Genomic DNA, 25,705 nt, shown 5'->3' with positions numbered 1-25,705 from the left:
GTGACTCAGGCAACTGCACAACATGCTCCGTCTGCCGGAGCATCTCTGGTCATTGAACATCTGCGCAAGGAATATGTCCGCGGCAAAGCGGTGCTCAAGGATATCAGCCTTACCGTCGAAGGACGCAGCACCACCGCCATCATAGGCCCTTCCGGTACGGGTAAAAGCACACTGCTGCGCTGTATCAACAGGCTTATCGAACCCACGGCCGGCCGCATCATGCTGGGCGGGGTGGACCTGTGCGCACTGCGCGGCAGCGACCTGCGCGCCATGCGCCGCCGCATAGGCATGGTGTTTCAGGAATTCAACCTGGTGGAACGTCTGAGCGTTATGGAAAACGTGCTCTGCGGCAGACTGGGGTATATTTCTCCCATGCGCGCATGGCTGCGTAAATTTCCTGCAGAAGACATCAGCCGTGCCTATGACCTGCTGGACCTTGTGGGTCTTTCCGACTTTGCCCAGGCCCGCGCCGACGAACTTTCGGGCGGACAGCGGCAGCGTGTGGGCATTGCCCGCGCCGTTATGCAGCAGCCTGATATTCTGCTGGCAGACGAGCCTACTTCGTCTCTTGACCCCAAGACGTCGGTGGAAATTATGGAGCTGCTGAACGAGGTGGCAAACCGTAACAACATCCCCGTGCTGGTCAACATCCACGACGTGTCGCTGGGCCGCCGTTTTGCCGACCGCGTGGTGGGCATGAGCAAAGGGCTTGTGGTGTTCGACGGCGATCCGGCCGATCTGGCCAATGATCACCTGAAGGAAATCTACGGCGGCGAGGACTGGCTGAAATGAGTGATAGCCCCATGAAACGCCCGGCACCGTTCAGACCGAATTACTGGGCGCGCTCCGGGTACCTGCTTGTCGTGCTGTACTGCATATGGGCGGCGCAGTCGCTGGAAATTTCCTTTGACCGCGTCATCGCCGGTATGGACAACGCCCAGCGCTTTCTGGGGGCCATGGTGCCGCCCAACTTTGCCCGCTGGCAGCTGCTTATAAACAACCTTCTGGAAACACTGCAGATTGCTATCATCTCTTCTGCTTTCGGTGTGCTTATCTCGCTGCCCATCGGTCTTATGGCCGCGCGCAACCTGATGCCCGACTGGCTCACATGGCCCAGCCGCGGTTTTATTGCCATCTGCCGTTCTTTTCACCCCGTGATTTTTGCTATTCTGTTTGTAAAGGCCGTGGGGTTCGGGCCGTTGGCGGGTATTCTGACTCTTATTTTCGCTTCCATAGGATTTATCGGCAAACTTTTTGCCGAAGCCATCGAAGAGATTTCGCTTAAACCTGTCGAAGCCATGCGGGCTGCGGGCGCACCGTTTCCTTCTGTGCTTATTTTTGCCGTGCTGCCTCAGGTGCTGAACCGCTTCATCGGGTTTGCCACCTATCAGACAGACGCCAACCTGCGTAACTCGACCATGATAGGCATTGTGGGTGCAGGCGGCATAGGCGGTACGCTTGCGGCTGCATTCCAGCGTTACGACTATGACTTCGTGAGTGCCATCCTTATCTGCATCATCGCTCTGGTTATGGTGAGCGAACTGCTTGCCCAGCGGGTGAAGGGGGTGTTCCGATGAACGTAGCAGACCGTGAGTGGGTGCGGTTTACCCGTGCCGAACGCTATGCGCGATTTACCGTGTTTCTGTGCGTGGGCGTGCTGCTGGCATGGTCGTTCCGTACCGTGCAGGTCATCCCCGAGTTCCTCATGGATGCTCCGCATCAGGTTTCTGACCTTTTCCAGCGCATGTGGCCTGTGGACTTCGGTTTTTATTACGAAGGGGTGCACGCCAGTCTGGTGGAAACACTGCATATCGCCACGCTGGGTACGCTGCTGACGCTGGTGCTGGCGCTGCCGGTAGGTGTGATGGCTGCCCGTAACGTGTGCCGTGCTCCCGCACTCAACTGGCTGGCAACCTTTATTCTGGTTTCTTCCCGTTCGGTTAACTCGCTGGTGTGGGCCATGCTGTTTGTGGCCATGTTCGGTCCCGGTACGCTGGCAGGGGTTATCACCATTGCCGTGCGTTCCATCGGGTTTGTGGGCAAACTGTTCGGCGAAGCACTGGAAGAAGCCCATAGCGGGCCGGTGGAAGCCATGCGCGCCGCAGGTGCGCCGTGGGTGAGCATATTCCTCAAGGCTTACTGGCCTCAGGTTTCTCCCGCGTTCTGGAGTATCGCGTTGTTCCGTTGGGACATCAACGTGCGTGAATCTTCGGTCATCGGTCTGGTGGGTGCCGGCGGTATCGGCGTAGCGCTTGATACGGCACTTAACCTGTTCCAGTGGACGCGCGTATCACTGGTGCTGGTCTGCATTTTTGCCGTGGTTGTACTGGCCGAGGTGCTGGTCACGCAGATACGCAAGCGTATCATCTAAAACGTACACAGAAATACAATTCCCGCGCATTACGTAAGGGATTGTTGACGGACCCCGCCTCTTGCAGGAAGCGGGGTCCGTTTTGTTTTAAATAGCTATGCCTCCGGCGGGCAAGGGGAATGATTCCCCTTGCATCCCCCGTTGCATCCCGAGATGCGCCCGGCGCGGACCGGTTAGCTATGGCCTTTGGGGCGTTCAGGGCGGCATCATCGGCACGGAGCAAAGCAGTACAGCGCGCCGCGGGCGTATCCGGGGAACATGCGAAGAGCGCATTGAGGGTGCAGGGAGATCATCTCCCTGCCCGCCGGAGGCGTCTTCATGAGTGATTGTGTAATGTCTCCGACGGGTAAGGGGAATGATTCCCCTTGCATCCCCCCTTACATCCCCCGTTGCGCTCGGCGCGGACCGGTCAGCTATGGCCTTTGGGGCGTTCAGGGCGGCATCATCGGCACGGAGCAAAGCAGTACAGCGCGCCGCGGGCGTATCCGGGGAACATGCGAAGAGCGCATTGAGGGTGCAGGGAGATCATCTCCCTGCCCGCCGGAGGCGTCTTCATGAGTGATTGTGTAATGTCTCCGACGGGTAAGGGGAATGATTCCCCTTGCCCGCCGGAGACGGCCGGTCAGATGAGCATATTGAAAAGGAAGCCGACAATGAGGATTCCGCAGCCCACCACGCCGAAGAATGTGAGGATAAGGGGCATTTTGAGTACGCGCCGCAGTATGACGGCTTCGGGCAGCGATAGGGCGATGACGGCCATCATGAAGGCCAGTACGGTACCCAGCGCGGCGCCTTTGCCCAGCAGTGCCTGCACTACAGGAATGATGCCTGCGGCATTGGAATACATGGGAATGCCCAGCACCACCGCGGCAGGCACAGACCACCATGCTTCTTTGCCCATGACGGAAGCCAGAACGCCTTCGGGCACATAACCATGAATTCCGGCTCCCACGGCTATGCCCAGTACAACATACGGCCACACTTTGCCGACGATATCGCGCACGGCACCAACTGCGTAGCTGATCCGTCCTTCCCAGCTCATGCGGGCTTCCAGCATCAGGCCGGCTGCGGGCTGTGTTGTCTGTGTAACCCAGTCTTCCACATAACGTTCCATGCGCAAGCGGCCGATAATCCAGCCCGCCAGCACGGCAATGGCAAGACCGGTGCCCATGTACAGGGCGGCGACTTTCCATCCCAGCAGTCCGTAGAGCAGTACCACGGCAACTTCGTTGACCATGGGGGCGGCGATAAGGAAAGAGAGTGTGACCCCGAGCGGTACGCCGGCTGCCACAAACCCCATAAAGAGAGGGACCGCCGAACATGTGCAGAACGGGGTGACAATGCCCAGCAGGGCTGCCAGCACATTACCGGCGGCCTCACTGCGTCCGGCCAGAATTTTTCTGGTGCGCTCAGGTGTGAAAAAAGACCGCAGAATGCCGACACCGAAGACAACCAGCACAAGCAGCATCAACACTTTGGGCGTGTCGTAAATAAAGAATTCAACAGCCTCGCCCAGATGGGTGCCGCGCCCGAGACTCAGCACGTCGTAGGTGACAAGACGGGCAAAAGACAACAGCTGCCCGTAGACGGCAAACCATACGACAAGCCCGCCTGCCAGCAATAGCATGGTGCGCGGGCGAATGGTGCGGCCACCGGCAGGTTGCAGAGGACGCATGCCGCCGGGGGTCTTTGTATTGTCCTGTTTCCGGACGGGGTTGTCTTTATTGCAGCAGCAGGGAGGAGCTGTAAAAGGGTCGTGTGCAGACATCGCGGTGTTCCTTTTTAGGGGTTTCAACATGCTTGCCGTTCAAGGCGGATTTGTCAGTCGGCTGCATCCGTTCTGCCGGTTTGTTCAGGTGCGGGGCTGATGCCTGCGCGCTCCACAGCCTGCCGGGTGCATTGCAGAAAACCGGTCACGCAAGGCAGGGCAATGGAATAGTAAATATTGTTGCCGCGACGCTCATCCTGCACGATACCGGTTTTTTTAAGTACGGAAAGATGCTTGGAGACAGTGGACATGTCTGAGCCGACCAGTTCCTGCAGTTCGCACACACAGCGTGCTCCGGCGGTCAGCGCATCGACCATGCGTAACCGTGCCGGATGTCCCAGCGCTTTAAAAATTGCGGCCTGACGCTCAGTGAACGGAGTATCCATCACTGTGCCCTCCTTTTTCATTTGGCTTTTTCGCCAAATACTTCCGGCGAAGGGGCGTGTCAAGAAGTATTTGGCGATTCAGCCAAATGCTTCGGCAGAGGAAAACCGGTGTGTAAGTGTTTGCTAACATGCTGTGTTCGTGTTGTTTTTTTCTGTGGAAAAGGATGTGAAAAAAGCGCATGCGATGCATGGGCCTTTTGTCAGAACATATTAATTTTCCACCGTATTTGTGGTCTTTTGTTGAGAGTTTGCGGGGGGTGTTGTATGCTTTGGAAAACGGGCAGGAAAGCCGCGGCGTTCTCTTGGTCGCCTGTCGCGTGTGCCTTTCATGCGCGCGGCAAATCCGGCTCGCGCTCTGACAGTCTGCGGCTGTCTGTACGGTGACGTGCAGCAGATACGGCATCGGGCAGGATGCCTTCGCGGCTGTCAGGGCCTTGCTTGTGTTTGGCCGCTGATATTGTGCGGCCTTGTAAGACCAAAAACGGAGGGGAAACAATGCGCCTTCTGACCAACAGCCGGTATGGTACCCGCATGCTGCTTGATGTGGCGGTTCACGGCAGAAACGGGCCAGTGCTGATGCGGGACGTGGCCGAGCGTCTGGGGGTTTCGCAGAAGTATCTTGAAAAGATTGCCCGCCAGCTGAAAGAGGCCGGTTTTTTAAAGGCCCAGCGCGGGCCCAACGGGGGGCACACGCTGGCGCGTGATGTAACCACATTTACCGTGGGCGACGTGGTGCGCCTGCTGGAAGGCGGCACAGACATCGTGGGCTGCGGGCGCGATGAAGAGGGCTGCACCCATGCGCCCGGCTGTCTTACCAGAATGCTCTGGAAAGAAGCGGGAATAGCCATGTTCGAGCGTCTTGACCGTTTCACATTTGCCGAGCTTGTGGCCTACTCCGATCAGGGGGTGCGGTTCGGCGATTTCTGCCAGACCATCGAAGACGAGCACTGCAGGCACGCCTCGGGCAGCCGTGCCAGAAAAGGCGCCTGATGGTACCATTTGGTACCGTATTGCGCCGGAAGAGTTCCGGTGTGTGAATGTCTTGCACCGGCGGGGCTTTTGTGGTTCTGCCGTGCGGATGTTCCGCGCAAATGCTGTGTGCGTGCGGCGCGCTGCGTGTTATTGCTGCGCCGGCCACATGCAGGGGAATACCATGCATAAAAAGACATCCCCCCGCCGGTTCGGTCTGGTGTACCGCATCGTGCTGACCACGGGTGTGACGCTGCTTACAGGGCTTGTGGCGCTTTCCTGGTTTAACATGCGCTACCATCAGCGTCATGCCATGCGCGAATTTGCCGAAGGCGCGGACAGGCTGGGCAGTACCATTCTGCTGGGCACGCGCTATGCCATGATGACCAACGCCCGCCATGAGCTTGATCAGATCATACGCGATCTGGCCCGTCAGCCCGACATCCATTCCATCCGTATTTACAATAAAGCCGGAGCCATCATGTTTTCCAGTCAGGCCGACGAGGTCGGACGGGTGACAAACATACGTGATGAAGCCTGCAATGTCTGCCACCACACCGAGCCGCCGCTGACCCGGCTGGCTCTTTCTGAAAGCACCCGCCGCTTTACCGGTGCGGACGGAGAACCTCTGCTGGGCAGCCTGCGGCCCATCATGAATGAAGAAGGCTGTTCCGGCGGGCCGTGCCATGTGCATTCTGCCGATAAACAGGTGCTCGGCGCACTGGACGTGGTGATGCGCCTTGGTCCTGCGCAGCTGGACTTTGCCCGTTTCCAGCAGGGGATGGTAGGTGCCACGGCAGTGGTCTTTCTGCTTTCTGCTTCGGCCATTGTGCTGTTGCTGCGGCGGTTTATCACGCAACCTGTTTCGCGCCTGAAGGAAAACACCAGACGCATAGGCAGGGGCGAGCCGGTGCTGATAACGGATGCAGGCCAGCATGACGAGATAGGAGAGCTGGCCGGCGCGGTGCAGTCCATGGCCGATGATATCCGCCAGAAGCAGGAAGAACTGTTGCGGCAGCGGCGGGAATATCAGGCGCTGTTTGAGCAGGTGCCGTGCAGCATCACCGTGCAGGACAGAGAATACCGTCTGTTGCAGTTCAACAGGGAATTTGCAGAGCGCTTTCACCCGTTGCCCGGTGCGTTCTGCTATCAGGCGTATAAAGGCCGCACAGACCCCTGTCCCAATTGTCCTGTGGAACGTACATTTGCCACGGGCAGGTCGCATTGCAGCGAAGAATACCGCACCAATCCGGATGGTTCCAGAACACACTGGCTTGTGCATACCTCTCCTGTTGTGGATGAAAACGGGCAGGTGACAGCAGCCATGGAAATGTCCATTGACGTTTCGGCGCTGAAAAAGGCCGAAGACAGGCTGCGTCGCTCGGAACAGAAATATCACGCCATCTTCAATAACATTCCCAACGCCGTGTTTGTGCTGGATGCGCAGACGCTTGATATTGTTGACTGCAACCATACCGTGGAAACCCTGTACGGTTATGAACGCAGCCAGCTGACCGGTATGTCGTTTCTTGACATGTTTCCCGAAGAGGAGCGCAGGCGGTACGCATCGCAGCTGAAAGCATTTACTGTACTTCCCCGGGCCCGCAACCATCGCAAGGACGGCAGCATGTTGTATGTCGACATCATGCTGTCGCCCGCAGAATACCATGAGCGTACAGTGCTGCTGGTGGCTGCCAGCGATGTGACCGAACGGCTGGAGACCGAACAGAAGCTGATTCAGGCCGGAAAAATGGCTACACTGGGTGAGATGGCAACCGGCGTGGCACATGAACTGAACCAGCCGCTGACTGTCATTAAAACCGCGAGCAGTTTTATCATGCGCAAAATACATCGCGGTGAACCAGTGGCACCCGATGTGCTGGAAACCATGGCGCGCGAAATAGACAGCCATGTGGACAGAGCCAGCGGTATTATCAATCACATGCGCGACTTCGGCCGCCAGTCGGATATCACGCTGGAACCGGTAAATCTCAATGCTGTTCTGCAGTCATCGTGCGAGTTTTTTGCCCGCCAGCTTTCTTTGCGGCAGATTGAAGTGGACTGGCAGCTGGCCGAAGTTCTGCCGCCGGTCATGGCCATGCCTAACAGGCTTGAACAGGTGTTCACAAACATGCTGCTCAATGCGCGTGATGCCATTGAAGAGCGTTCGGAGCGCGATCCTAATGCCCCGCGCCGTATCACCGTGCGCACAACGGTGGAAGACAGAGAGGTTGTGGTGCGTGTGTGCGACACAGGCAAGGGGATTCCCCGTTCGCTGCTTAACAAGATATTCGAACCGTTTTTCACTACCAAAAGCGTGGGCAAGGGAACGGGACTCGGTCTTTCCATCAGCTACGGGCTGGTGAAAGATTTCGGTGGCAGCATACAGGCGGCAAATATGCCGGAAGGCGGCGCCTGTTTTATTCTGCGGTTTCCTTCCACCAGCTCTCTGCCCGCCGGGTCTGAGAACGCTGCAACATAACATCTTTATCCCGCCTGCGCGGAGCGATGGAACAGTACCATGCCGGATCTGTCAGCGGCAGCGGAGTCTGCACCTCTTTCTGTCATGCTTGTAGATGATGAGCCGGGCATTCTGGCAACACTGGGGCCTCTTGTTGCCGATATGGGGTATCAGGTTGTTACAGCTCAGTCCGGCGAAGCCGCGCTGCAGCTGGCACATGACAGCCGGCCGCCCCATGTGTTGCTGACCGATGTGCGCATGCCCGTTATGGACGGCATGGCCCTGCTGCGCGCCTTTAAAACAGCCTGGCCCGATACGGAAGTGCTGATGCTGACCGGACATGGCGACATGCAGCTGGCAGTGGAAAGTCTGCGGCAGGGGGCCGGTGATTTTCTGACCAAGCCCGTTAATGCCGATGTGCTGGAATTTGCGCTGGCCCGCGCCGCAGAACGGATTGCTCTGCGGGGGCAGGTGCGGCGCTATACCAGCCAGCTGGAATCGCTGGTGGAACAGCGAACCCGCGAGTTGCTGGAAGCCGAACGCCTTGCCGCCATGGGGGAAACTGCCGGTACCATGGCACACGCCATCAAGAATCTGGCCGGAGGGCTGGAAGGGGCTATGTTTGTACTGGAAAAAGGGCTGGAACTTGATAACCGCGAGTATCTTGAGCAGGGCTGGCAGATGCTGCGTAAAGATGTGGGCAGACTGCGTGACATGGCAATGAACCTGTTGCATCTTTCCAGACCGGCACAACCTGATATGCAGCCCGGCGATCCTTTGGGTGTGGCGCGCGATGTTGTCCGGCTGCTGCAAAGCAGAGCGGCGGATGCCGGAGCGCTGTTGCGCCTTGAACCGTCGCACCAATCTGAAAATGCCAAAAAATCCGGAAGTGCGCTGTTTGATTATTCTGCACTGCACGCCTGCCTGATGAACCTTGTCATCAATGCCGTGGATGCGGTGGAAGAAGCCGTTGCCGCGGGCACTCTGGAACACGGTGCCGGTACTGTAAGCATCCGCGTGGTACAGGACAATGTCTGCGTCCGCTGGATCGTATGCGACAACGGCTCCGGCCTGCCTGCTGAGGCGGCGGGGCAGCTCCGCAACGGCCGCTTTACTTCCAAACCAGCCGGTTCCGGTTTCGGCCTGATGGCAACGCGTAAATCAATGCGCGAGCAGAACGGCGAACTGCACATCCGTGCCCGTGCCCGGGGCGGCACTGAAGCCGAACTTTCCCTCCCACTGTCCGGTAAGGCTTGCCACGAGTGACCTTGCGTGGCGGCACAAGGCCGCACAACGCGCCTCACGCCGGATCAGGCCGCACGCGGCGTGCGTGTTGAGGGTGCAGGGAGATCATCTCCCTGCCTGCCGGAGGCGTCTTCATGTGCGGTTGTTTCATGTCTCCGACGGGCAAGGGGACTGATTCCCCTTGCATCCCCCGTTGCGCCACGGGCCTTTCGGTCAGCTGATTTCGTTCGGGCGTACGGGGCAGATTTTTATGTATGCCCTTGCGTGGTGGCACAAGGCCGCACAACGCGCCTCACGCCGGAACAGGCCGCACGCGGCGTGCGTGTTGAGGGTGCAGGGAGATCATCTCCCTGCCCGCCGGAGGCATCTTCAGATATGATTGTTTATGTCTCCGACGGGCAAGGGGACTGATTCCCCTTGCATCCCCCGTTGCGCCACAGGCAGTTCGGTCAGCTGAGTTCGTTCGGGCGTACGGGGCAGTTTTTTATGGTACGCCCTTGCGTGGCGGCACAAGGCCGCACAACGCGCCTCACGCCGGATCAGGCCGCACGCGGCGTGCGTGTTGAGGGTGCAGGGAGATCATCTCCCTGCCCGCCGGAGGCGTCTTTAGGTGTGTTTGTTTCATGTCTCTGACGGGCAAGGGGACAGATTCCCCTTGCATCCCCCGTTGCGCCACAGGCAGTTCGGTCAGCTGAGTTCGTTCGGGCGTACGGGGCAGATTTTTATGGTACGCCCTTGCGTTGCGGCACAAGGCCGTACAACGCGCCTCACGCCGGAGCAGGCCGCGCGCGGCGTGCGTGTTGAGGGTGCAGGGAGATCATCTCCCTGCCCGCCGGAGGCTCTTCAGATATGATTGTTTATGTCTCCGACGGGCAGGAAGGGGTTATGGAGTCTAGGTGGCGGGTGCCGGATGACGGGGTTCTGACTTGGCGGAATCCGGCAGCGTGCGGGGCAGTGTGATGACAAAGGTTGTACCTTTGCCCGGTTCGGACCCCACGGAGATGGAGCCCCCGTGCTGCTGTACGGTCTGTGATGCCACGAAAAGGCCTATGCCGGTACCTGCGGCACCTTTGGAGGAGAAGAAGAGCGTGAACAGCTTTTCGCGCGTTTCTCTGTCCATGCCCACCCCGTTGTCGGTGATACAGAATTCCACCCTGTCCGGCAGGCCGCTGACGGCCATGTGTACTGCATGTTTTTTGTCCGGAGTCCGGTCTGCCGTACAGGCTTCCACGGCATTTTCCAGCAGGTTTACAAATGCGGAGGAAAGTGCGCCGGCATCGGCTTCAAATGTTCCTGCATCGGGAGCAACTTCGATGGTAAAGCGTACTTTCTGCGCTTCAGCCTTGGGTCTGACAAGTGCGGCCACTTCAGGAGCAAAATGCGAAGCCAGAACGACTTCCCAGTTCAGCTCACGTTTTTTTGCATAGTACAGCAGGTCGAGCACCATTTTGCGCAGCCGGTCTGTCAGGTGTCTGATATCTTCGTAGCTGTCGTGTACCCGCTCGGTATTGTTGCGTTCCAGCCCGGAACCAAGCCTGTATATGCCCCCGTCCAGAGCGGTAAGCAGCCCTTTGATGCCGTGTGCGGTTGAACCGAGCAGCAGGCCGAGGTTGGAAAGTCTGTCCTGCAGCTTGCGCAGCTCCGTGATGTTGGTCGACATTTCCATCACTTCCGTGATGTTGCCTGCGGCATCGCGCAGGGGGGCCGTCCAGACAAGCACGTTGTACTGCTCGCCGGAGCGTGACGTGACCACGGTTTCATACTGATGCGGCTGGCCGTCGTTAAAGGTGCGTTGCACTGGGCAGCCGGTACAGGGCGTCTGGCGGTGTACAAATACTTCGTGGCAGAAACCTCCCACGGCGTCTCCGAAATCTTCACGGAACCTGCGGTTGGCCTCCACCACTCTGAACTGTTTGTCCTGAACGGTGATGTAGCAGGGGGCTTCGTCGAAAAGCTGGCCGTAGCGGTGGCGGGTAAGGCGCAGTTCTTCGTGCAGCCGGCGTGCTTCAGATGTATCGACCGAAATTTCCAGCACCAGTTCCACTTCGCCGTCATTGTCGAGAATGGGGGCGGTGTGCACCAGCACGGGAATACCTTTGCCGGTCTTGTCCACCAGCATTTCTTCGGTGCGGCTGCCGCGTCCTTCGCGTATGGCGGTCAGCACGGGGCAGCCGTTACTGTCTTTATCCCGCCCGTAGTAGGCTTCCCAGCTCTGGTGGCCCACCAGATTGCCCAGTTTTTCTCTGTACAGATCGTTTGCGGCGATGATTTCCAGATAGCGGCTGTGCACAGCCACAAAGCAGGGCAGTTCGTTGAACACGCCGCCCAGCGTGCTGTCCATGGCGTTAAGCAGCGCTTTGAGACCCACGGAAAACCCGTCCATCATCTGCTGGGCGGCCAGCTGCCGTTCGGCCTCCACCAGTCGTGCGGACTGCTCGCGTACTTTGTTTTCCAGGTTTTCAGTGTATTCGCGCAGCTGGTTGCGCATGGAGATGCGTTCATGAGCCCTGTTCAGGGCAATTTCCAGCACGTCGTCGTTGATGGGTTTGGTGATGAAGTCCGTGGCGTCCTGTTTCAGGCTCTGGATGGCCAGCTGCATGTCACCATGGCCGGTGATCATGATGACTTCCACATCGGGGGCGATGTTTTTGACGCGTTTGAGCAGATCAAGACCGGAAAGTCCGGGCATCTTGATATCTGTAAGAATGATGTCCGGACGCGACTGGTCGAACAGTCGCAGGGCCTCTTCTCCGGTGGCGGCCACGGATACATTGTACCCGGCATCGGCCAGCGAAAGCCCGAGGACGGTGCGTATACCTTCCTCGTCATCTACCAGCAGGATGGAATGGCTCATGGGTTCTCCTCGGCGCATAGCAGCGCGTTCCGGCCTGTTCCGCAGAACAGGACCGGCAGTTGCGTCGGGACGCCCCCCCGCGGAGCGCGTCCCGGCGTGCTATTCGTCGTCGGAGGCCTGTGCGGCCTGTGAGCGCTCCTGCTCTCCCAGAGTCTGCCGAATGATCTCAAGCAGTTTGTTGGGATCAAAAGGCTTTTTAAGCGATGCAACGGCATTGCGTATGGCCAGATGTATGCCGGAAAGCCCGCTGATGACAATGACCGGAGTATCTTTGAATGCCGGTTCCTTGGTCATTTTGCGGTAAAAGCGCGGCCCCCACTCGTTGGGCATTTCCAGATCCAGCGTCACGAGATCGGGTTTTTCGCGCTCCAGCACGGCCATTGCGTCCGCCCCGTCAGAGGCGGAGCACGTGGCGTAGCCGTTGTCGCTCAGGATATCCACAAGATATTTGACGATATACGGGTCGTCGTCAACAATCAGAATCTTGTGCGGCATTGCAGCTCTCCTTGTCTTCCCTGTGCCTCTTTGCGTCCTGCTCGTGCGAAGCAAGCACGGTGCGGACAGTGTTCAGCAGCTTTTCGGGGCACGGCGGTTTTTCCATGTATGCCTGCGGCGGCGGCAGCTGCCCCTGCGCCACGCCTATCATGGCAAGCGCGTGGGCAAAAGTGCCTGCACCCACAGCCGACAGCATTATGACCGGCACATTGCACAGTACAGGGTCAGAACGCAGGCCCCGGTACATTTCCAGTCCACCCTTGCGGGGCATCATCACATCCAGCACCACAAGGTCGGGTTTTTTGGTGCGGGCCTTTTGCAGCCCTTCGCTGCCGTTGCGGGCGGCTTCAACTGTGTAGCCGCCCGTTTCGAACAGCGTCTTCAGGTAAAACCTGAAGCTCATTTCATCATCTACAACAAGAATGTTCTGCGGCATGGCCGCCTCCCGCGGAAGGGCTAGGCCGCCACTTTGTCGGGATGCACCACGCTGGCCACCGGACACGCCGAGCGCAGTACCACCTGCTCTACGGTGCTGCCGATTTCGGCCTGGTCGGGATTAACTTCCTTGGTGTGATGCGCCATGACCACAAGGTCGGCCTTGCGTTCTCTGGCGTATTTCAGAATCTCGACATAGGGAGTGCCCTCCCAGATATCGACCTGATAGTTGTCAAAGTCGCCCATGTGGCGCAGGTAGCGTTCCTGCATCTGGGCGTGGGCTTTTTCCAGTGTGCGTTCCAGCTCTGCCTGACCGGGAAAAACCCCCAGCCGTGACGCATTGATGTCGAACGCATGGAAGAGGTAAAGCCGGGCGTTCACTTCTCTGGCGGCGCTCAGGGCAAACTTGAATGCCGAATCCGCCGCTTTGGAGAAGTCTGTGCAGAAAACGATGTTCGAGAACAGGTTCCAGCAGGTGGTGCAGGGACGGTTGACAATAAGCACCGGACAGCGGGCCACGCGGGCCACGCGCTGCATGGTGTTGCCGATGATGCTGCGTGTGCGTGCGGCGCCCGGATCGTCTTCACGCGTGTTTGCGCCCATGACAATCAGATCCACGTCATTCTGGCGGGCAAAGCGCAGCACTTCGGTGTGCGGCACCCCAACAGCCAGTTCTATGCTGGTGTTTTTTTCAAAACCTTCCATCTGTTCGGCGTAGGTGCTTTGCAGTTCTTCCACCACCCAGTCGCGGTAATCGCCGTCGGCGTGTTCTTCTTCGCCGGAGCGAAGGTCACGCACCATGTGGCTGAAGCCGCGGCTGGGTACGCCCATCACATGGAACACATACAGTTTGGCACCGTTGCGCCGCGCCAGATCAAAAGCAACTTTTGCCGCGTTGTCACAGGCCGGAGAAGCAGAAGTGGCGAAGAGGATTTTTTTGAACATATGCTACCTCCTGAGGCTGCATTGCTGGGAGCCACCCTGGAAGCCTATCTCCCAGGCTATGCCTTCGATGACGTCGAACAGGCTGAATGCGGTTTCGCAGTGCAGTACATCCGGCCTGTCGCCAAATACGGTATGTTTCACGCCGCCCAGCGTCAGGGGCATATCGAGCAGCCGGTCCAGAGGGATGAACCGCAGCTCGTGCTCCGTTGCGCCATGTCCGTCCGTGCCCCGCAGGGTGGTGAAGGTCTGTACCGCGGGATTTCCGGGAAACCCCGTCAGCTCTATGGTCCGTGTCAGTTGCAGCAGACCGAATGCCGGTGTGCGGCATCCGTTCTGCGGTGCATTGCGTACTTCGGCCAGTGCGGTCTGCAGAAAAGGACTTATGCGTGCCAGATCAGGGTATCGTTGCAGCATCTGCATGACGCTGCGCAGGGTTACTCCTTCTTCCAGCCGGACCACACTGCCCAGCCAGCCCAGCGGGTCCTGCGCTGCGCCGCCTTGGTGCGGCTGCAGATGCCCTGTAGTGCTGATGCTGACGGTGTGCATGTGCAGTCTTCCTTTACGAGGGCCACGGCTTGTGGCAGCCGCCGCAGTTGGCTGGGCCTTTGCCCGCGGACTGATGACAGCCCATGCACTGGCGATGGTAGGCCCGGCGCAGCGGAGTGCGTTTGCCCTGCGCTTTCACGGCGTGGCAGTCGGCACAGGGCACGCCTTCGCTGGTTACTTCCAGCGACTGTTTGCCGTCTTCTTCGCCGTGATGACAGACCGCGCAGTCGTTGAGACCGGCTTTTTCGTTATGCGCATCGTGGTCGAAGACCGCTGCCGGACGTGTAAGCGGTTCCAGCGCACTTGTTGATACGGTGATGATGCCGTCGGGCATGGCCGCCAGCGCGTATGAAACGGCGGCGGTCAGCACGGCGAGGACAAAGAACGTGCGTCGCAGCATATGACCTCCCTGCACCGCGCCTATTCGGCGCCGGGCTTTTCCATGCATTCGTAGATGAGGTCGCCCAGAAATTTGAGCGACATGCCCAGCTCGTAGTGATGGACAATGTCTTCCAGCCCGCCGTGGCAGTTGTGGCAGGGGGCTATGATGACGCCCACTTCAGTGCGTTTGAGCTGCTCCGCCTTGGCGCGGTTGCCTTCCACACGTACGTTTTTGAACGGGGGACCGCAGTTGATGACTCCACCGCCCGCACAGCAGCACAGGTTGTGCTCGCGGTTGGGGGTCATTTCCACCACGTTGGGACACAGGAAGCTGACCACCTCGCGCAGTTTTTCCGTCAGGCCGCGGCCGCGGATGATGTTGCACGGATCGTGGATGGTCACAGGCTCTTCAAACTGTTTGGCCAGCTTGATTTTGCCCTGAGTGAACAGCTCCCAGAAAAACTCCACGGAATGAACCACGGGTACGGGGTGCCATTTCCAGCCCAGCCAGCGGTTGCCCACATCGTAAATGGACCTGAAGGCATGGCCGCATTCGCCCATGACAATACGTTTTACCTTAAGGCGCTGTGCTGTTTCAAAGTGGGCCCGTTTGACCCTGCCCATTATTTCATAATCACCTGAAAACATGGCCATGTCGCTGTTGTCCCAGCCGGGAGTCTGGGGCAGCGTCCAGTTTACCCCGGCCTGATCAAAAATGACACCGGCCTGATAGATGAGCTGTGTGCGGAATTTAGGCTCCGGTGCGATGACCGAATACATGATGTCCGCCCCTTCTTTTTCTATGGGAAAGCGGACTGTGGGTATTTCATCGCGGGCTTCTTCTTCCTGCCACTGCAGGCTGTCTATCCATTCGTCTTCTTTGACCCACATCTGGTTCATGGTGCCGGAATGGCTGTGTGCGGTATCCTGAATGTACAGCGGCGTGACACCCAGTCTGTGGCAGATGCGGCGCACGGTGCTCATTATGTATCCGGTGTCTATGCCAACCGGACAGTAGTGGGTGCAGCGGCGGCACAGATTGCATTCGGTGTAGGCCAGCTGCGCCATCAGATAGATATCGTCAGGGGTGAGCCTGCCTTCCGAGCGCAGGATTTTCCACATGGTCTGTTCCACCTTGCCCACGGGCGAATAACTGGGGTCGCCGTCGTGCGAAAGGTAGTAATGACAGGCGGGAGCGCACATGCCGCAACGCATGCATGTTTCGGCATACACTTTAAGCCGTGCGCCGGTTTCGCCCTGAATGACGCTTTGGATGACGCTCTGAATGCGGTCCGGGGTAAGCGCCGCTATGCCGCGCTTCAGCCCTTCGTCCTCAATTTTCCGGTCGGCAATGCCCATTTTGCAGCCTCCTCAGGGATTTACCAGTCGCGGCACTGGCGTACGCCGCCAAATTCCGAGCCCATGTATGCGCGAGTAAAGGGAATGAACAGCGCATGGCTGAGCCGTGTGAACGGGATGGCCACCAGCACCGCCTCGCCAGAGAGCACATGCAGGGTGCTCAGTATCAGGTTGTCGCCCACCAGATGCGTGGCCATGAATCCGGTGAGAAACGGCAACGCCACGATGCCCAGCGCCACCCAGTCTGCAGGGCGGGTGACAAAGCGCACATTGGCATTGAACAGCCTGCGGTAGGCAAAAAACAGGCATATGCCCAGCACCGCAAGGGTCATGATATCCGCCACGGGGTCGGGCAGGCTCCAGAAATCAATGCCGAAGGCGTAGTCCCACAGCACCACGTGCGATGAAAGGAAGATGGCCACGGCGAAAAAGCAGATGTGAAAGACGAATGTGAGCACCGTGACCGCGGGGTTTTCGCGCCAGCCGATGCTGCCGAAGGGGATTATCCAGTGCATGATGGAGCGCAGGCTGTATTTCCAGCTCATGTACGCCACGGCGGAACCGTCTTTTTTTTGCGCCAGACGCACCATGGAAAAAATACGGTAGGCGCTGCCCGCAATGAATACGGCCCATGCCGCCCATGCAAGCGGCCCCGAAACAAAGTTGTAGAAAGCCGTCACGACTGCCTCCCTTGCTATTGGAGTTGCTTTACGATGCGCACAGCCTTGCCGTTGCGCACACCCCGCAGCAGCAGTTTGCGGCCGTCAGGACTGAAAACGGGGTCAAAGGCCGTGTCGAATGCTTCGGCGGCGGGGGCGCCGTCCAGCAGTACGACGTATTTCCCGTTGCGTTCCACGCGTGCCGCCACGCGGGTTCCGTCGGGGCTGAAGACAGGCTGCCACGCCATGTCATAGGTGCCGCGCCACGGTTTGCCGTCCACCACAACCTGCCAGAGCGTGTTGTTGTCGCTGGCCAGTGCGGCGGCTCTGTCTCCGGAAGGGGAAAGAACCATATCTGTCACCACAGGGGCGCGGAACGTCCAGGGAGTGTCATCCAGAGAGACGGTGAACATGCCGTATTCCGGCGCAACCACGGCCCACAGGTGGCTGCCGTCCGGACTGTAGCGCAGGTTCCAGCACTGCGCATTGCGTGCCTTCCACAGCATCTGTCCGTCCAGAGCCACGCCCCACATGCCGTTCTGACGCACGGGAGCCGCCACACCGCCCGATGAAGGGTGAAAGCAGGGTTCCCAGACGCACTGGTAGTTGATTGTCCACGGGGTGCCGTCCACCGCGATGGTGTAGTCGTGCAGATTGCGGCGGACCTGCACCGCCACGCGGCGTCCGTCGGCGGAAAAGACAGGAGTCCAGCAGTTTACAAAATTCACGGGCCAGGCTTCGCCGTTTACAGCCACGCTGTATATGCCTTCCTGAAACGTGGCGACATCCGCCTGTCCCATGGAGCGGGTCTGCACAACGGCTGCCGTCTTGCCGCCGGCGGGGCTTATACAGTAGTTGTTGGCGTTTTCGTACAGGGTTTCCCACGGGGTGCCGTTCAGCACCATGCCGTATTCACCGTCCTGCTGCGCGGGGGCGGCAATATCGCCGGAAGGGCCGAACATGGTGCTCCACAGGTAGCCGTAATGCCCCGGCCATGCCTCTTCTTCCACCAGCATGGTCCATTCGCCGTCTTCCTGCACCAGAGCGGTAAGCCTGCCGTCCGGCGAAAAGCGGGGCAGCCATATCTTGTCGTAGGTGGCTTCCTGTGTCTGGTCGTTGATCCGCAGCGAAAATGTGGTTTCATCAAGCGCCGTCACAGCGGCAAAACGCTCGCCGTCGGGCGACGCCTGCAGCTCTTCCTGCCACAGGTGACCTTCCTGCGGAGCGGTCGAGGCCATGATGGTGCGCTCTCCCGATTCCCAGTCCCATGCGTCTGGCAGTTGCATGTCCGCCTCCTTCTTCCGCCGTATCACGCAGAACGTGTGCTGTTGTGCAGAGTGATTTAATGGTGTGATGTTTTTCCGTTATTTCATAACTCTATCTTTTGGGTAGACATAGCATAAAAAACCATTTTGTGAAGCTTTTATTTGATTTTATATAACTATACTGTAGTGGTGGAGTATTTATGTATACCAATGTGGTAGTAAATAGTGTGTGTAAAAATGCATACTATACCTGTTTGGTATAGAATTATGTGTTCCGCTTTCTGCAAGACGCTTTTTCGTTGCATGCGTTATTTTGTGTTTTGTTGCGTGCTGCTTTGTTTCAGCTCTTAGAACAGGGGGTGTTTTACGGTGCGGCAGATTTTTCAGGTATGCAGCGTTGCGGGACCGGCAGTGGGCGGGCGGTGAGCTGCATGCATGGCGCAGCGGGCGGGCAGGCATTAAGCCGTTTCTTTTGTCCGCCGGTAACACGGCGCAGGTGTGCGCCTCTGCACAACCGGAGGCGGGGGGGCGTATGTGTGCCCCGTTGCCGGGCACGGCGCGCACCGCAGGTTGGTTGCAGTGTCGGATTGAAACAGTATGAACAGAAAATGCAACGGGACCGGAAGGCGGTGCCGTTGCATGAGGCTAAGCGCAGAAAGGACGGGCCAAGGGGCGGAATTACATGAGGCGGGCGCCGTCGGGGACGGGCGCGTCCGGCGCGATGAGGACGATGCCGCCCTCGTGGTCTGCAAATCCGGTAACAAGGCATTCGGACATGAAGGGGCCGATCTGTTTGGGCGGGAAGTTGACAACGGCGACAATCTGTCTGCCTTCAAGCTGCTGCGGAGTGTAGTGCGCGGTTATCTGTGCACTTGACCGGAGCGTGCCGATTTCAGGGCCGAAATCCACCCACAGGCGGTAAGCCGGTTTGCGTGCTTCGGGAAAGGGTTCTGCGCGGCGGATGGTGCCTGCGCGCAGCTGTACCTTGTCAAAGTCGTTCCAGCAGATCTGTTCCATGCTGTCCTCCGCGCCGCGTACACGGCATGACAAAACAGCGGAGCCGTAACGGCTCCGCTGCATCGTGTGTCAGTTTTTGAGGCTGTGAATGGGCGCGGGCATCCGTCCGCCCAGCCTGATGAATTTTTCCGATCCGCCGCTGCCGGGTACAGGCATGATGGCGGATTCGCCCAGCAGCCCCCCGAAGGAGACCGTATCGCCCGCTTTTTTGCCGGGAACGGGTATGATACGAACTGCCGTGGTCTTGTTGTTGATCATGCCTATGGCCATTTCGTCGGCAATGATGGCCGCGATGGTGGCCGCGGGGGTGTCGCCGGGAATGGCTACCATGTCCAGCCCCACGGAGCACACGCTGGTCATGGCTTCCAGTTTTTCCAGCGTCAGCCGTCCGGTGGCTGCGGCCTCGGCTATGTTGAGGTCTTCGGAAACGGGGATGAACGCGCCGGAAAGGCCGCCCACGTGCGAGCTGGCAAAAGCGCCGCCTTTTTTCACGGCGTCGTTGAGCATGGCCAGCACGGCAGTGGAACCGGGCACGCCGATGGAAGCAAGGCCGACGCTCTGGAATATTTCGCCGACGGAATCACCCACCTGCGGCGCGGGGGCCAGTGAAAGGTCTGCCACCCCGAAAGGCACCCCGAGGCGCTCGGCTACTTCGCGGCCGATGATTTCGCCCACGCGGGTCACCTTGAACGCCGTACGCTTGATGACTTCGGCAATGTCGCCCAGAGACCTGTCACCGCTCTGCATGGCACGGTCTATGGCTTTTTTGACCACGCCGGGGCCGCTTACCCCCACGTTGATGACCACATCGGGTTCGCCCGTGCCAAGATAGGCGCCGGCCATGAAGGGAACATCCTGCGGTATGTTGGTAAAGACCACCAGCTTGGCGCAGCCGATGCCGTCACGGTCGGCGGTGCGGCCGGCAATCTGCACTATGGTGTCGCCCATCAGTGCCACGGCATCCATGTTGATGCCGGAGCGCGAAGACCCCACGTTGACCGAGGAACACACCCTGCCTGTGGTGGCCAGGGCTTCGGGCAGGGCGTCTATAAGCGCCCTGTCGCCTTTGGTCATGCCTTTTTCCACCAGCGCGGTGAATCCGCCCAGAAAGTCAACACCGGCGTTGCAGGCAGCCTTGTCCAGCACCTGCGCGGCGCGCACCATGTCGTCAGGGCCGAAAGGCGCTCCCACAACGGCCATGGGGCTTATGCTGATGCGCTTGTTCACAACGGGTATGCCGTATTTTTCGCCCACTTCGTCGCAGGTGGCCACCAGATGCTCTGCATAGCGGCTGATTTTGTCCTGCACGCGGGTGGCGAAACGGTCGAAATTGTCGCTGGCGCAGTCGAACAGGCTGATGCCCAGCGTTACGGTGCGCACGTCCAGATGCTCGTTGCGGAGCATGTCCAGCGTGCTGATTACTTCGCGATCGGTAAGCATTGTATATCCTTGCTGGTATGATGCGCCTATACGGGCAGCACGCGGTGTATGGCTTCAAAAATATCGCGGTGTTGCAGACTTACGCGCACACCCAGTTCCGCCGCCTTGTGTTCCAGCGCGGTTCTGAACTCTGCATTGTTTACAGAATGCGGCACGGAAATTTCGAACATGATGAGCGCATTGCCTGTATTCTGCCGTTTGATGGCCTTCAGGTTTTCAATGTTTACACCGCATCCGCTCATGACGCCCGTGATGCCGGAAACAAGTCCCTTGCTGTCGGGGCCGTCCAGTGTGACAACAAACGGGTCGGACTGCTGCGCCGCACCGGCGCCTGCTTCATGTTCGCGTATGAAGCAGCCCAGCCCCTGCCATGCCATGTGCGTGGTCAGCGCATCGCGCAGCGCCTCCACGGTGAGGCGTTCGGGAAGACCGGCTATGAACAGCGCCGCGAACGCTCCCTCAAGAATGGTCTGGCTGACCTCTACAATATCGCAGTCAAGTTCATGCAGACGCTGCGCCACGGTGTTCACTATGCCGGGGCGGTCACGTCCGATGATGGAAACGACAACTTTGTTCATGTCGGGTCAAACTCCCTTGTATATTGGATGTGCCACAGTGCAGCGGCGGGCGGCGGCTGTCAAGCGGCAGCGGCAGCCCCCCGCGGGGAAGTAAGCTCTGCTGCCGTGTCCCGCGGGGACATTGCGCAAAAAAAGTCATGTGGGAGCACCGTGCATGCTGTATACCGCTGCAAAGGGAAACAGCATTATGCAGGAACACGCGCACGAGACATACCGCATGCGTATCATGCGGGCCATACTGTGGCTGGAAGAGCATATGAACGAGGCTGTGAGTCTTGATGATATGGCCGCGCAGGCTCATTTTTCACCGTATCACTTCCACCGGATATTCCGCGGAGTGGCGGGAGAATCGGTGATGGCCTACATACGGCGGCTGAGGCTGGAAAAGGCGGTGCACCGTCTGGCTTACGGCAGCGCTTCAGTGACCGATATCGCCTTTGATGCCGGATACGAAGCGCATGAAGCATTCAGCAGAGCTTTCAGGGCACAGTTCGGCATGTCTCCCTCCGCGCTGCGCAGGCATGTGCGAAAAGCGGGAATGATTCCCGCCGGAGTTCTGGGAGAATCCGCCATGACCAAAGTGGTAGCCGGTTTCACGTTGGAAAGTCTGGGGCTGGAACCTGAAGTGAAGGTTCTGGCTCCTGTCCGGGTGGCCTTTGTCAGACACACCGGCCCGTATGCGCAATGCGAGGCCGCCTGGAAAACCCTGTGCGACTGGGCGTTTCCGCAAGGGCTGGTGATGGCACAGACACAGTTTATGGGCATCTGCTACGATGACCCCGAAGTGACCGCACCGGATAAAATCCGTTACGATGCCTGCATATCGGTGCCGGATAATGTGCAGGCTGAGCATCCTGTGGCCATACGCGAGGTGGAAGGCGGCGAATATGTATGCGCCGTGTGGAAAGGCCCCTACACAGGGTTGACCAATGCCTATGCCGCGTTGTGCGGGCAATGGGGCGGCCGTTCCGGCAGAGAATTCCGCGCAGCGCCCAGTGTCGAGGTGTATCTTAATGACTGCACATCAACGCCGGAACAGGAGTTGCTGACGGAAATCCGCATGCCGCTGATGCCGCGCTGAGGGCGGCGGCTGTGAACAGAATATGCCCGCGGTTCTGCCGCGGGCTTTTTTACGGCTGGTCAGGGGTTGGTCTGGGGGCAGCTCACATGCCTTCGCTCAGCGCACGCACGGGGGCATGGCGGGGGCATGTGACCAGATGGTCGTTGACCATTCCGGTCGCCTGCATGAGCGCATACACAATGGTGCTGCCCACAAAATTGAAGCCGCGTTGCTTCATGTCCCTGCTTATGCGGTCGGACAGCGGAGTGGCGGCGGGCACCTCTTCTATGCTCCGCCATTGGTTCTGTACGGGACGTCCCCCGGTAAACCGCCATATGTAGCTGTCATACGAGCCGAATTCTTCCTGCACTCTGAGAAAGGCACGGGCGTTGCGCACCGCCGAGGCTATTTTCAGCCTGTTGCGGATGATGCGCGTATCCTGCTGCAGGGCGGCCATGCGCGATTCGTCAAAAGCCGCCACGGCTGCGGGATCGAATCCGGCAAATGCGCTGCGGTAGCCTTCGCGCCTGCGCAGGACTGTCAGCCAGCTCAATCCTGCCTGCGCCCCTTCCAGTACAAGAAACTCGAAATGTCTGCGGTCGTCGCGTACCGGAACGCCCCACTCGTGGTCATGGTACGCTGTTTCCTCCGGTGTTCTGGCCCACGGGCAGCGCGTATCGTGCGCAGGCGCATTCATGGGCCGACCGCCTTCAGCACAAGCTGCGCCGTACCGGCAGCGCCCCGCGTGAGCACTGCATGCCGCGTGTCGGTGATGAACAGCAGCCTGCCGCCGGAGCGGATTTCTGCTGCCACTGCATAGCTGTGGCGGGGGTCGATGCTTTGCGGGTCATAGGCCACGCGGAATGCATACGGCGGCGGACCGGCAAGGGCCATGGTCTGCACTCCGAGCGCCTGTGCGGGAGCATCGGCACGCGAAACATCAAGCAGCCGTACGGTCAGTTCCGCATCCGGCGGCAGTATGATGCGTTCTCTGTACAGCACGGTGCCGCTGACTGTTCCGAGATTGTCAGGCGCGGGGGTCTCCGTCTTCTGTGCGGCGGCACAAGCCGTCAGCAGCAGGGCCGCGGCGCAAAGCATTGCGGCGCATATGACGGTGCGGACTCGGCTGCGCAGGGCCGCCAGTGCAGCGGGCAGGGCAGCGGGCAGTGATGTGGCCATGGTCATTCTCCCTTGCAAAGAGTACAGGCACACGGCGTGTGCCGTGTAAATATATACCATATGCGCGGCGCCGGAAAAAGCTCCCGTCCGGCTACAGCACTTCGTACACCTTGGTCTTGCCGTTGCTGAACACAAGCCGGAAGTACCGGCTGATATCCTCGTTGGAACCGTCGTTGACAAGCAGCTGCAGTGCCATGCTGTTGTATACGGTCCTGTCCACGACCAGAATCATCCCCTGATCCTTGTCGATGACAAAATGTCTGCCGCTGAAATGCGGATACTGGTGATTGACAACCCGGGTACCCTCAAACACGGTCAGGGATTCCGCCTGCATGGGATCAAGCCCCTTTATGAGGAACAGGCCTTTCTGCGGGCTGTACTGCACCGGACGGTCGATGGCCAGCACCGTTGTCTCTTCCCACTGCCGGGTGTTGAAATCCCATGTGCCGAAGCGGCTGATCCATGCTCCCAGCCGCAGCTGTTCCGCGGAAACGATGAGGTACTGTTTCTGCGGCGGGGACGGCTGTGTCTCGCGCAGATAGAAAGAGTGCAGCTTCTCCATGGTCTGACCGGCATCAAGTCCGGCAAATGCGCCGGAAACGGGAGGCTGCGCACCGGCCACGTATTTGATGAGCTGGTTGGCAAAGCGGGGCACGTCGGTGGTCAGCACCGCGGCAGGGGCGTAGATGCGCTGGTTGGAGTGGCGCGCTCCGTCTGCCACGGTGGTGCGTCTGGCGTAATATTGTGCGGCGTACCCCCAGTCCCACCAGTACCACAGCATGGAGTCTTCCGGCGTGTTGCCGCGGATGAAGTCCAGCGCTTCCACCTGACGGGTGGAAATGATGGGACCTTGCGCCAGCGCGGCGGCAAGCTGTGCCGAAGGCCAGCACATGATGCATGCGGCTGCCACCGAACACAGCATGGCGGCGCGCCTGTGCGGCGCCGGCAGCGGCTGCGCCGCGTTGCGGTGTGCCAGACGGGCCGCACCGTGAACGGCAAGATGCAGAGCCCACGCTGTGCCCAGTGCAAAACACGGAGCCGCGAACATGGCAAAACGCGCACCCAGCGCCACACTGCCCAGTCCCATGGCCGCCAGAGGCAGCAGCAGAGCGGTCACGGGTTCTGCAAGCATAAGCAGAAAAAAGAGTGCAAGTCCGCCCGCGGCAAGCCATGTCCAGCCGTGAACGCTGGTGAGGAACGCGTCGAAGGAGAGTTTCTGTGCTTCGATGATGCTGCCCACCACGGAAGGATAACTCAGGGTATGGGCCACCACGGCGCTTTTTTCACCGGAATAGCCTTTGATGGCGCTGCGCATGTAGTTGAGACCGGCAGGCTCAAGCGCAGTGGCGGCCGCCAGCAGCACAAGCGCCGCAAACAGGGCGCGCCTGCCCGTGTACAGCCTGTCCAGCGAGCGGGGATTTTTACGGCCGGCAAGCCACAGCAGCATGGCTGCCCCGGCGCCGGCGGGACCGGCAAGAGCGCAGAATATGTATATGAGCAACCCCTCCGCCGTGCGGCGCATGGCGGCACGGCGTCCCAGCAGGGCGGCAAGTACAAGGGCGATGCCCGGAAAGGCTTTGCCCATCAGGTTGAACATATTGTGGATGGCCGGCTGCCAGTACACAAACAGCCCGCAGCAGAGCAATACGGCGAACCATACCGGGCCGGTGCTTTCCGCAGCCGGCGGGGGGGCGGGCTGCTCTGCGGCGGAGGAGCGGCGCAGTGCGGCGCTGATGGTCCGCAGCGGGTTGTGCAGGCTGTTGCGCAGCCAGAGGGCAGGCACCAGCGTGTTGACGATGAGAGCTCCGGAAATGAGCAGGTCGGTATCGTAATAACCCAGCCCTGTTCTGGTCATCAGTCCGGGGGCGCATGCCGTGAGCAGTCCCGCGGTGAATCCGGCCAGAGGCATGCCCAGCGCGGCGCCCCAGCCGACCATGAGCGGTGCCACAAGGCAGGCCATGACGGCGGGCAGATAAAAGGCCAGATTGCCGCAGGCAATGCCGGTGAGTGAATGGAGAAAAGCCAGCATACGGGCCAGCGGGTGCTGCTGGTCGAATTCAAATCCCGTTGCCGCGGCCAGCCAGTGATAGGCATCATGCGTGGCCAGCAGGTGTTCACCTTTGTACAGAGCGTCATAGGCGCTCCAGCCGGGCAGTTCCAGCAGCCGTACCCCCAGCGCTATGCAATAGGCGGCAGTACACAGCACGACCAGCTGCTTGCGGTCTGCGGCAGGGGATGCGGAGACGTGAAGGATGGTCAAGGGCGGCTCCCGTGGTGCGGAGGTTGTGGCGT

General features: G+C 59.4%; 24 protein-coding genes. 7 read left to right on the top strand and 17 right to left on the bottom strand.

All coding sequences use genetic code 11. From position 1 onward, the window contains the following. The 3 genes from phnC to phnE (ACZ5D1_RS15985) are packed head-to-tail and all read left to right on the top strand — an operon-like array spanning window position 1 to window position 2,371. Entirely contained in the window at window positions 1–792 is a 792-nt protein-coding gene (gene phnC, locus ACZ5D1_RS15995; protein WP_027182640.1) for a phosphonate ABC transporter ATP-binding protein, read from the top strand. After that, a complete protein-coding gene (gene phnE / locus ACZ5D1_RS15990) occupies window positions 789–1,577 on the top strand; it encodes a phosphonate ABC transporter, permease protein PhnE (protein WP_011369384.1) in 789 nt (262 codons plus the stop codon). The genes phnC and phnE (ACZ5D1_RS15990) overlap by 4 nt, the downstream gene beginning before the upstream one ends. After that, window positions 1,574–2,371, top strand: coding sequence for a phosphonate ABC transporter, permease protein PhnE (gene phnE / locus ACZ5D1_RS15985; protein ID WP_011369383.1), 798 nt, complete (start codon window positions 1,574–1,576; stop codon window positions 2,369–2,371). Before phnE (ACZ5D1_RS15990) ends, phnE (ACZ5D1_RS15985) begins: the two co-directional genes overlap by 4 nt. A gap of 622 nt (window positions 2,372–2,993) precedes the next feature. Here phnE (ACZ5D1_RS15985) and ACZ5D1_RS15980 read toward each other — a convergent pair. Together ACZ5D1_RS15980 and ACZ5D1_RS15975 are read right to left on the bottom strand one after the other, a co-directional pair. Then, window positions 2,994–4,139: a permease gene (locus ACZ5D1_RS15980; protein ID WP_464555466.1), complete on the bottom strand. Its 1,146-nt coding sequence runs from the start codon at window positions 4,137–4,139 to the stop codon at window positions 2,994–2,996. Window positions 4,140–4,192: 53 nt separating this feature from the next. Next, on the bottom strand, window positions 4,193–4,525 hold the full coding sequence (locus tag ACZ5D1_RS15975) for an ArsR/SmtB family transcription factor (RefSeq protein WP_464556565.1): 333 nt from the start codon (window positions 4,523–4,525) through the stop codon (window positions 4,193–4,195). A 495-nt stretch (window positions 4,526–5,020) separates the two neighbouring features. On the opposite strand from ACZ5D1_RS15975, the gene ACZ5D1_RS15970 reads away from it, so the two are divergent. From ACZ5D1_RS15970 to ACZ5D1_RS15960, 3 genes are all read left to right on the top strand, one after another. Next, window positions 5,021–5,515, top strand: coding sequence for an RrF2 family transcriptional regulator (locus tag ACZ5D1_RS15970; RefSeq protein ID WP_011369380.1), 495 nt, complete (start codon window positions 5,021–5,023; stop codon window positions 5,513–5,515). A 163-nt stretch (window positions 5,516–5,678) separates the two neighbouring features. Further along, window positions 5,679–7,976, top strand: a complete 2,298-nt coding sequence (locus tag ACZ5D1_RS15965) for a PAS domain S-box protein (protein WP_027182638.1) — start codon at window positions 5,679–5,681, stop codon at window positions 7,974–7,976. Window positions 7,977–8,015: 39 nt separating this feature from the next. Next, entirely contained in the window at window positions 8,016–9,221 is a 1,206-nt protein-coding gene (locus ACZ5D1_RS15960) for a response regulator (RefSeq protein WP_464555463.1), read from the top strand. Window positions 9,222–10,092: 871 nt separating this feature from the next. On the opposite strand, the gene ACZ5D1_RS15955 is transcribed toward ACZ5D1_RS15960, so the two are convergent. The 12 genes from ACZ5D1_RS15955 to ACZ5D1_RS15900 all read right to left on the bottom strand — a co-directional run bounded on the left by ACZ5D1_RS15955 (window position 10,093) and on the right by ACZ5D1_RS15900 (window position 21,174). Then, complete coding sequence (locus ACZ5D1_RS15955) at window positions 10,093–12,054, bottom strand: hybrid sensor histidine kinase/response regulator (protein ID WP_011369377.1); 1,962 nt, start codon at window positions 12,052–12,054, stop codon at window positions 10,093–10,095. 99 nt (window positions 12,055–12,153) lie between these two features. Further along, window positions 12,154–12,549, bottom strand: coding sequence for a DVU0259 family response regulator domain-containing protein (divK, locus tag ACZ5D1_RS15950; RefSeq protein WP_011369376.1), 396 nt, complete (start codon window positions 12,547–12,549; stop codon window positions 12,154–12,156). Beyond that, window positions 12,524–12,985, bottom strand: a complete 462-nt coding sequence (locus ACZ5D1_RS15945) for a response regulator (protein ID WP_011369375.1) — start codon at window positions 12,983–12,985, stop codon at window positions 12,524–12,526. The genes divK and ACZ5D1_RS15945 overlap by 26 nt, the downstream gene beginning before the upstream one ends. A 20-nt stretch (window positions 12,986–13,005) precedes the next feature. Further along, window positions 13,006–13,929, bottom strand: a complete 924-nt coding sequence (locus tag ACZ5D1_RS15940) for a universal stress protein (RefSeq protein ID WP_027182636.1) — start codon at window positions 13,927–13,929, stop codon at window positions 13,006–13,008. A 3-nt stretch (window positions 13,930–13,932) separates the two neighbouring features. Beyond that, window positions 13,933–14,475 (bottom strand): hypothetical protein, encoded by a 543-nt coding sequence (locus tag ACZ5D1_RS15935; RefSeq protein ID WP_273195172.1) that lies wholly within the window; start codon window positions 14,473–14,475, stop codon window positions 13,933–13,935. A 13-nt stretch (window positions 14,476–14,488) separates the two neighbouring features. Beyond that, complete coding sequence (gene tmcA / locus ACZ5D1_RS15930; protein ID WP_011369372.1) at window positions 14,489–14,875, bottom strand: acidic tetraheme cytochrome c3 TmcA; 387 nt, start codon at window positions 14,873–14,875, stop codon at window positions 14,489–14,491. Window positions 14,876–14,895: 20 nt separating this feature from the next. Next, window positions 14,896–16,215 (bottom strand): electron transfer complex ferredoxin TmcB, encoded by a 1,320-nt coding sequence (gene tmcB, locus ACZ5D1_RS15925; RefSeq protein WP_011369371.1) that lies wholly within the window; start codon window positions 16,213–16,215, stop codon window positions 14,896–14,898. Between the two features lie 20 nt (window positions 16,216–16,235). Beyond that, window positions 16,236–16,895 (bottom strand): TmcC family electron transfer complex membrane anchor subunit, encoded by a 660-nt coding sequence (gene tmcC / locus ACZ5D1_RS15920; RefSeq protein ID WP_464555460.1) that lies wholly within the window; start codon window positions 16,893–16,895, stop codon window positions 16,236–16,238. Window positions 16,896–16,909: 14 nt separating this feature from the next. Further along, the gene (gene tmcD / locus ACZ5D1_RS15915; RefSeq protein ID WP_011369369.1) at window positions 16,910–18,160 is read right to left on the bottom strand and encodes an electron transfer complex subunit TmcD; all 1,251 of its coding nucleotides are present in this window, start codon (window positions 18,158–18,160) and stop codon (window positions 16,910–16,912) included. A 657-nt stretch (window positions 18,161–18,817) separates the two neighbouring features. Further along, window positions 18,818–19,156: a tRNA-binding protein gene (locus tag ACZ5D1_RS15910; protein WP_011369368.1), complete on the bottom strand. Its 339-nt coding sequence runs from the start codon at window positions 19,154–19,156 to the stop codon at window positions 18,818–18,820. Between the two features lie 69 nt (window positions 19,157–19,225). Beyond that, on the bottom strand, window positions 19,226–20,596 hold the full coding sequence (locus tag ACZ5D1_RS15905; RefSeq protein WP_011369367.1) for a PFL family protein: 1,371 nt from the start codon (window positions 20,594–20,596) through the stop codon (window positions 19,226–19,228). 26 nt (window positions 20,597–20,622) lie between these two features. Further along, on the bottom strand, window positions 20,623–21,174 hold the full coding sequence (locus ACZ5D1_RS15900) for a glycine cleavage system transcriptional repressor (protein ID WP_011369366.1): 552 nt from the start codon (window positions 21,172–21,174) through the stop codon (window positions 20,623–20,625). 154 nt (window positions 21,175–21,328) lie between these two features. Between ACZ5D1_RS15900 and ACZ5D1_RS15895 the strand changes: the two genes are divergently transcribed. After that, window positions 21,329–22,255, top strand: coding sequence for an AraC family transcriptional regulator (locus tag ACZ5D1_RS15895; RefSeq protein WP_011369365.1), 927 nt, complete (start codon window positions 21,329–21,331; stop codon window positions 22,253–22,255). An 82-nt stretch (window positions 22,256–22,337) separates the two neighbouring features. Here ACZ5D1_RS15895 and ACZ5D1_RS15890 read toward each other — a convergent pair whose 3' ends face one another. The 3 genes from ACZ5D1_RS15890 to ACZ5D1_RS15880 form a co-directional block, all read right to left on the bottom strand. Then, window positions 22,338–22,931 (bottom strand): DNA-3-methyladenine glycosylase I, encoded by a 594-nt coding sequence (locus ACZ5D1_RS15890; protein WP_464555457.1) that lies wholly within the window; start codon window positions 22,929–22,931, stop codon window positions 22,338–22,340. Further along, the gene (locus ACZ5D1_RS15885; RefSeq protein ID WP_273195171.1) at window positions 22,928–23,413 is read right to left on the bottom strand and encodes a YbaY family lipoprotein; all 486 of its coding nucleotides are present in this window, start codon (window positions 23,411–23,413) and stop codon (window positions 22,928–22,930) included. Before ACZ5D1_RS15885 ends, ACZ5D1_RS15890 begins: the two co-directional genes overlap by 4 nt. Window positions 23,414–23,504: 91 nt before the next feature. Further along, the gene (locus tag ACZ5D1_RS15880) at window positions 23,505–25,673 is read right to left on the bottom strand and encodes an STT3 domain-containing protein (RefSeq protein ID WP_464555456.1); all 2,169 of its coding nucleotides are present in this window, start codon (window positions 25,671–25,673) and stop codon (window positions 23,505–23,507) included. Window positions 25,674–25,705: the final 32 nt, after the last annotated feature.

The organism is Oleidesulfovibrio vietnamensis, assembly GCF_055388115.1.
This window is presented reverse-complemented; position numbering and strand designations above follow the sequence as displayed.

Coding starts and splice junctions, on each gene's coding strand:
- phnE (WP_011369384.1), top strand. CDS start 789: ATGAGTGATAGCCCCATGAAACGCCCGGCACCGTTCAGACCGAATTAC.
- phnE (WP_011369383.1), top strand. CDS start 1,574: ATGAACGTAGCAGACCGTGAGTGGGTGCGGTTTACCCGTGCCGAACGC.
- ACZ5D1_RS15980 (WP_464555466.1), bottom strand. CDS start 4,139: ATGTCTGCACACGACCCTTTTACAGCTCCTCCCTGCTGCTGCAATAAA.
- ACZ5D1_RS15975 (WP_464556565.1), bottom strand. CDS start 4,525: ATGGATACTCCGTTCACTGAGCGTCAGGCCGCAATTTTTAAAGCGCTG.
- ACZ5D1_RS15970 (WP_011369380.1), top strand. CDS start 5,021: ATGCGCCTTCTGACCAACAGCCGGTATGGTACCCGCATGCTGCTTGAT.
- ACZ5D1_RS15965 (WP_027182638.1), top strand. CDS start 5,679: ATGCATAAAAAGACATCCCCCCGCCGGTTCGGTCTGGTGTACCGCATC.
- ACZ5D1_RS15960 (WP_464555463.1), top strand. CDS start 8,016: ATGCCGGATCTGTCAGCGGCAGCGGAGTCTGCACCTCTTTCTGTCATG.
- ACZ5D1_RS15955 (WP_011369377.1), bottom strand. CDS start 12,054: ATGAGCCATTCCATCCTGCTGGTAGATGACGAGGAAGGTATACGCACC.
- divK (WP_011369376.1), bottom strand. CDS start 12,549: ATGCCGCACAAGATTCTGATTGTTGACGACGACCCGTATATCGTCAAA.
- ACZ5D1_RS15945 (WP_011369375.1), bottom strand. CDS start 12,985: ATGCCGCAGAACATTCTTGTTGTAGATGATGAAATGAGCTTCAGGTTT.
- ACZ5D1_RS15940 (WP_027182636.1), bottom strand. CDS start 13,929: ATGTTCAAAAAAATCCTCTTCGCCACTTCTGCTTCTCCGGCCTGTGAC.
- ACZ5D1_RS15935 (WP_273195172.1), bottom strand. CDS start 14,475: ATGCACACCGTCAGCATCAGCACTACAGGGCATCTGCAGCCGCACCAA.
- tmcA (WP_011369372.1), bottom strand. CDS start 14,875: ATGCTGCGACGCACGTTCTTTGTCCTCGCCGTGCTGACCGCCGCCGTT.
- tmcB (WP_011369371.1), bottom strand. CDS start 16,215: ATGGGCATTGCCGACCGGAAAATTGAGGACGAAGGGCTGAAGCGCGGC.
- tmcD (WP_011369369.1), bottom strand. CDS start 18,160: ATGCAACTGCCAGACGCATGGGACTGGGAATCGGGAGAGCGCACCATC.
- ACZ5D1_RS15910 (WP_011369368.1), bottom strand. CDS start 19,156: ATGGAACAGATCTGCTGGAACGACTTTGACAAGGTACAGCTGCGCGCA.
- ACZ5D1_RS15905 (WP_011369367.1), bottom strand. CDS start 20,596: ATGCTTACCGATCGCGAAGTAATCAGCACGCTGGACATGCTCCGCAAC.
- ACZ5D1_RS15900 (WP_011369366.1), bottom strand. CDS start 21,174: ATGAACAAAGTTGTCGTTTCCATCATCGGACGTGACCGCCCCGGCATA.
- ACZ5D1_RS15895 (WP_011369365.1), top strand. CDS start 21,329: ATGCTGTATACCGCTGCAAAGGGAAACAGCATTATGCAGGAACACGCG.
- ACZ5D1_RS15890 (WP_464555457.1), bottom strand. CDS start 22,931: ATGAATGCGCCTGCGCACGATACGCGCTGCCCGTGGGCCAGAACACCG.
- ACZ5D1_RS15885 (WP_273195171.1), bottom strand. CDS start 23,413: ATGGCCACATCACTGCCCGCTGCCCTGCCCGCTGCACTGGCGGCCCTG.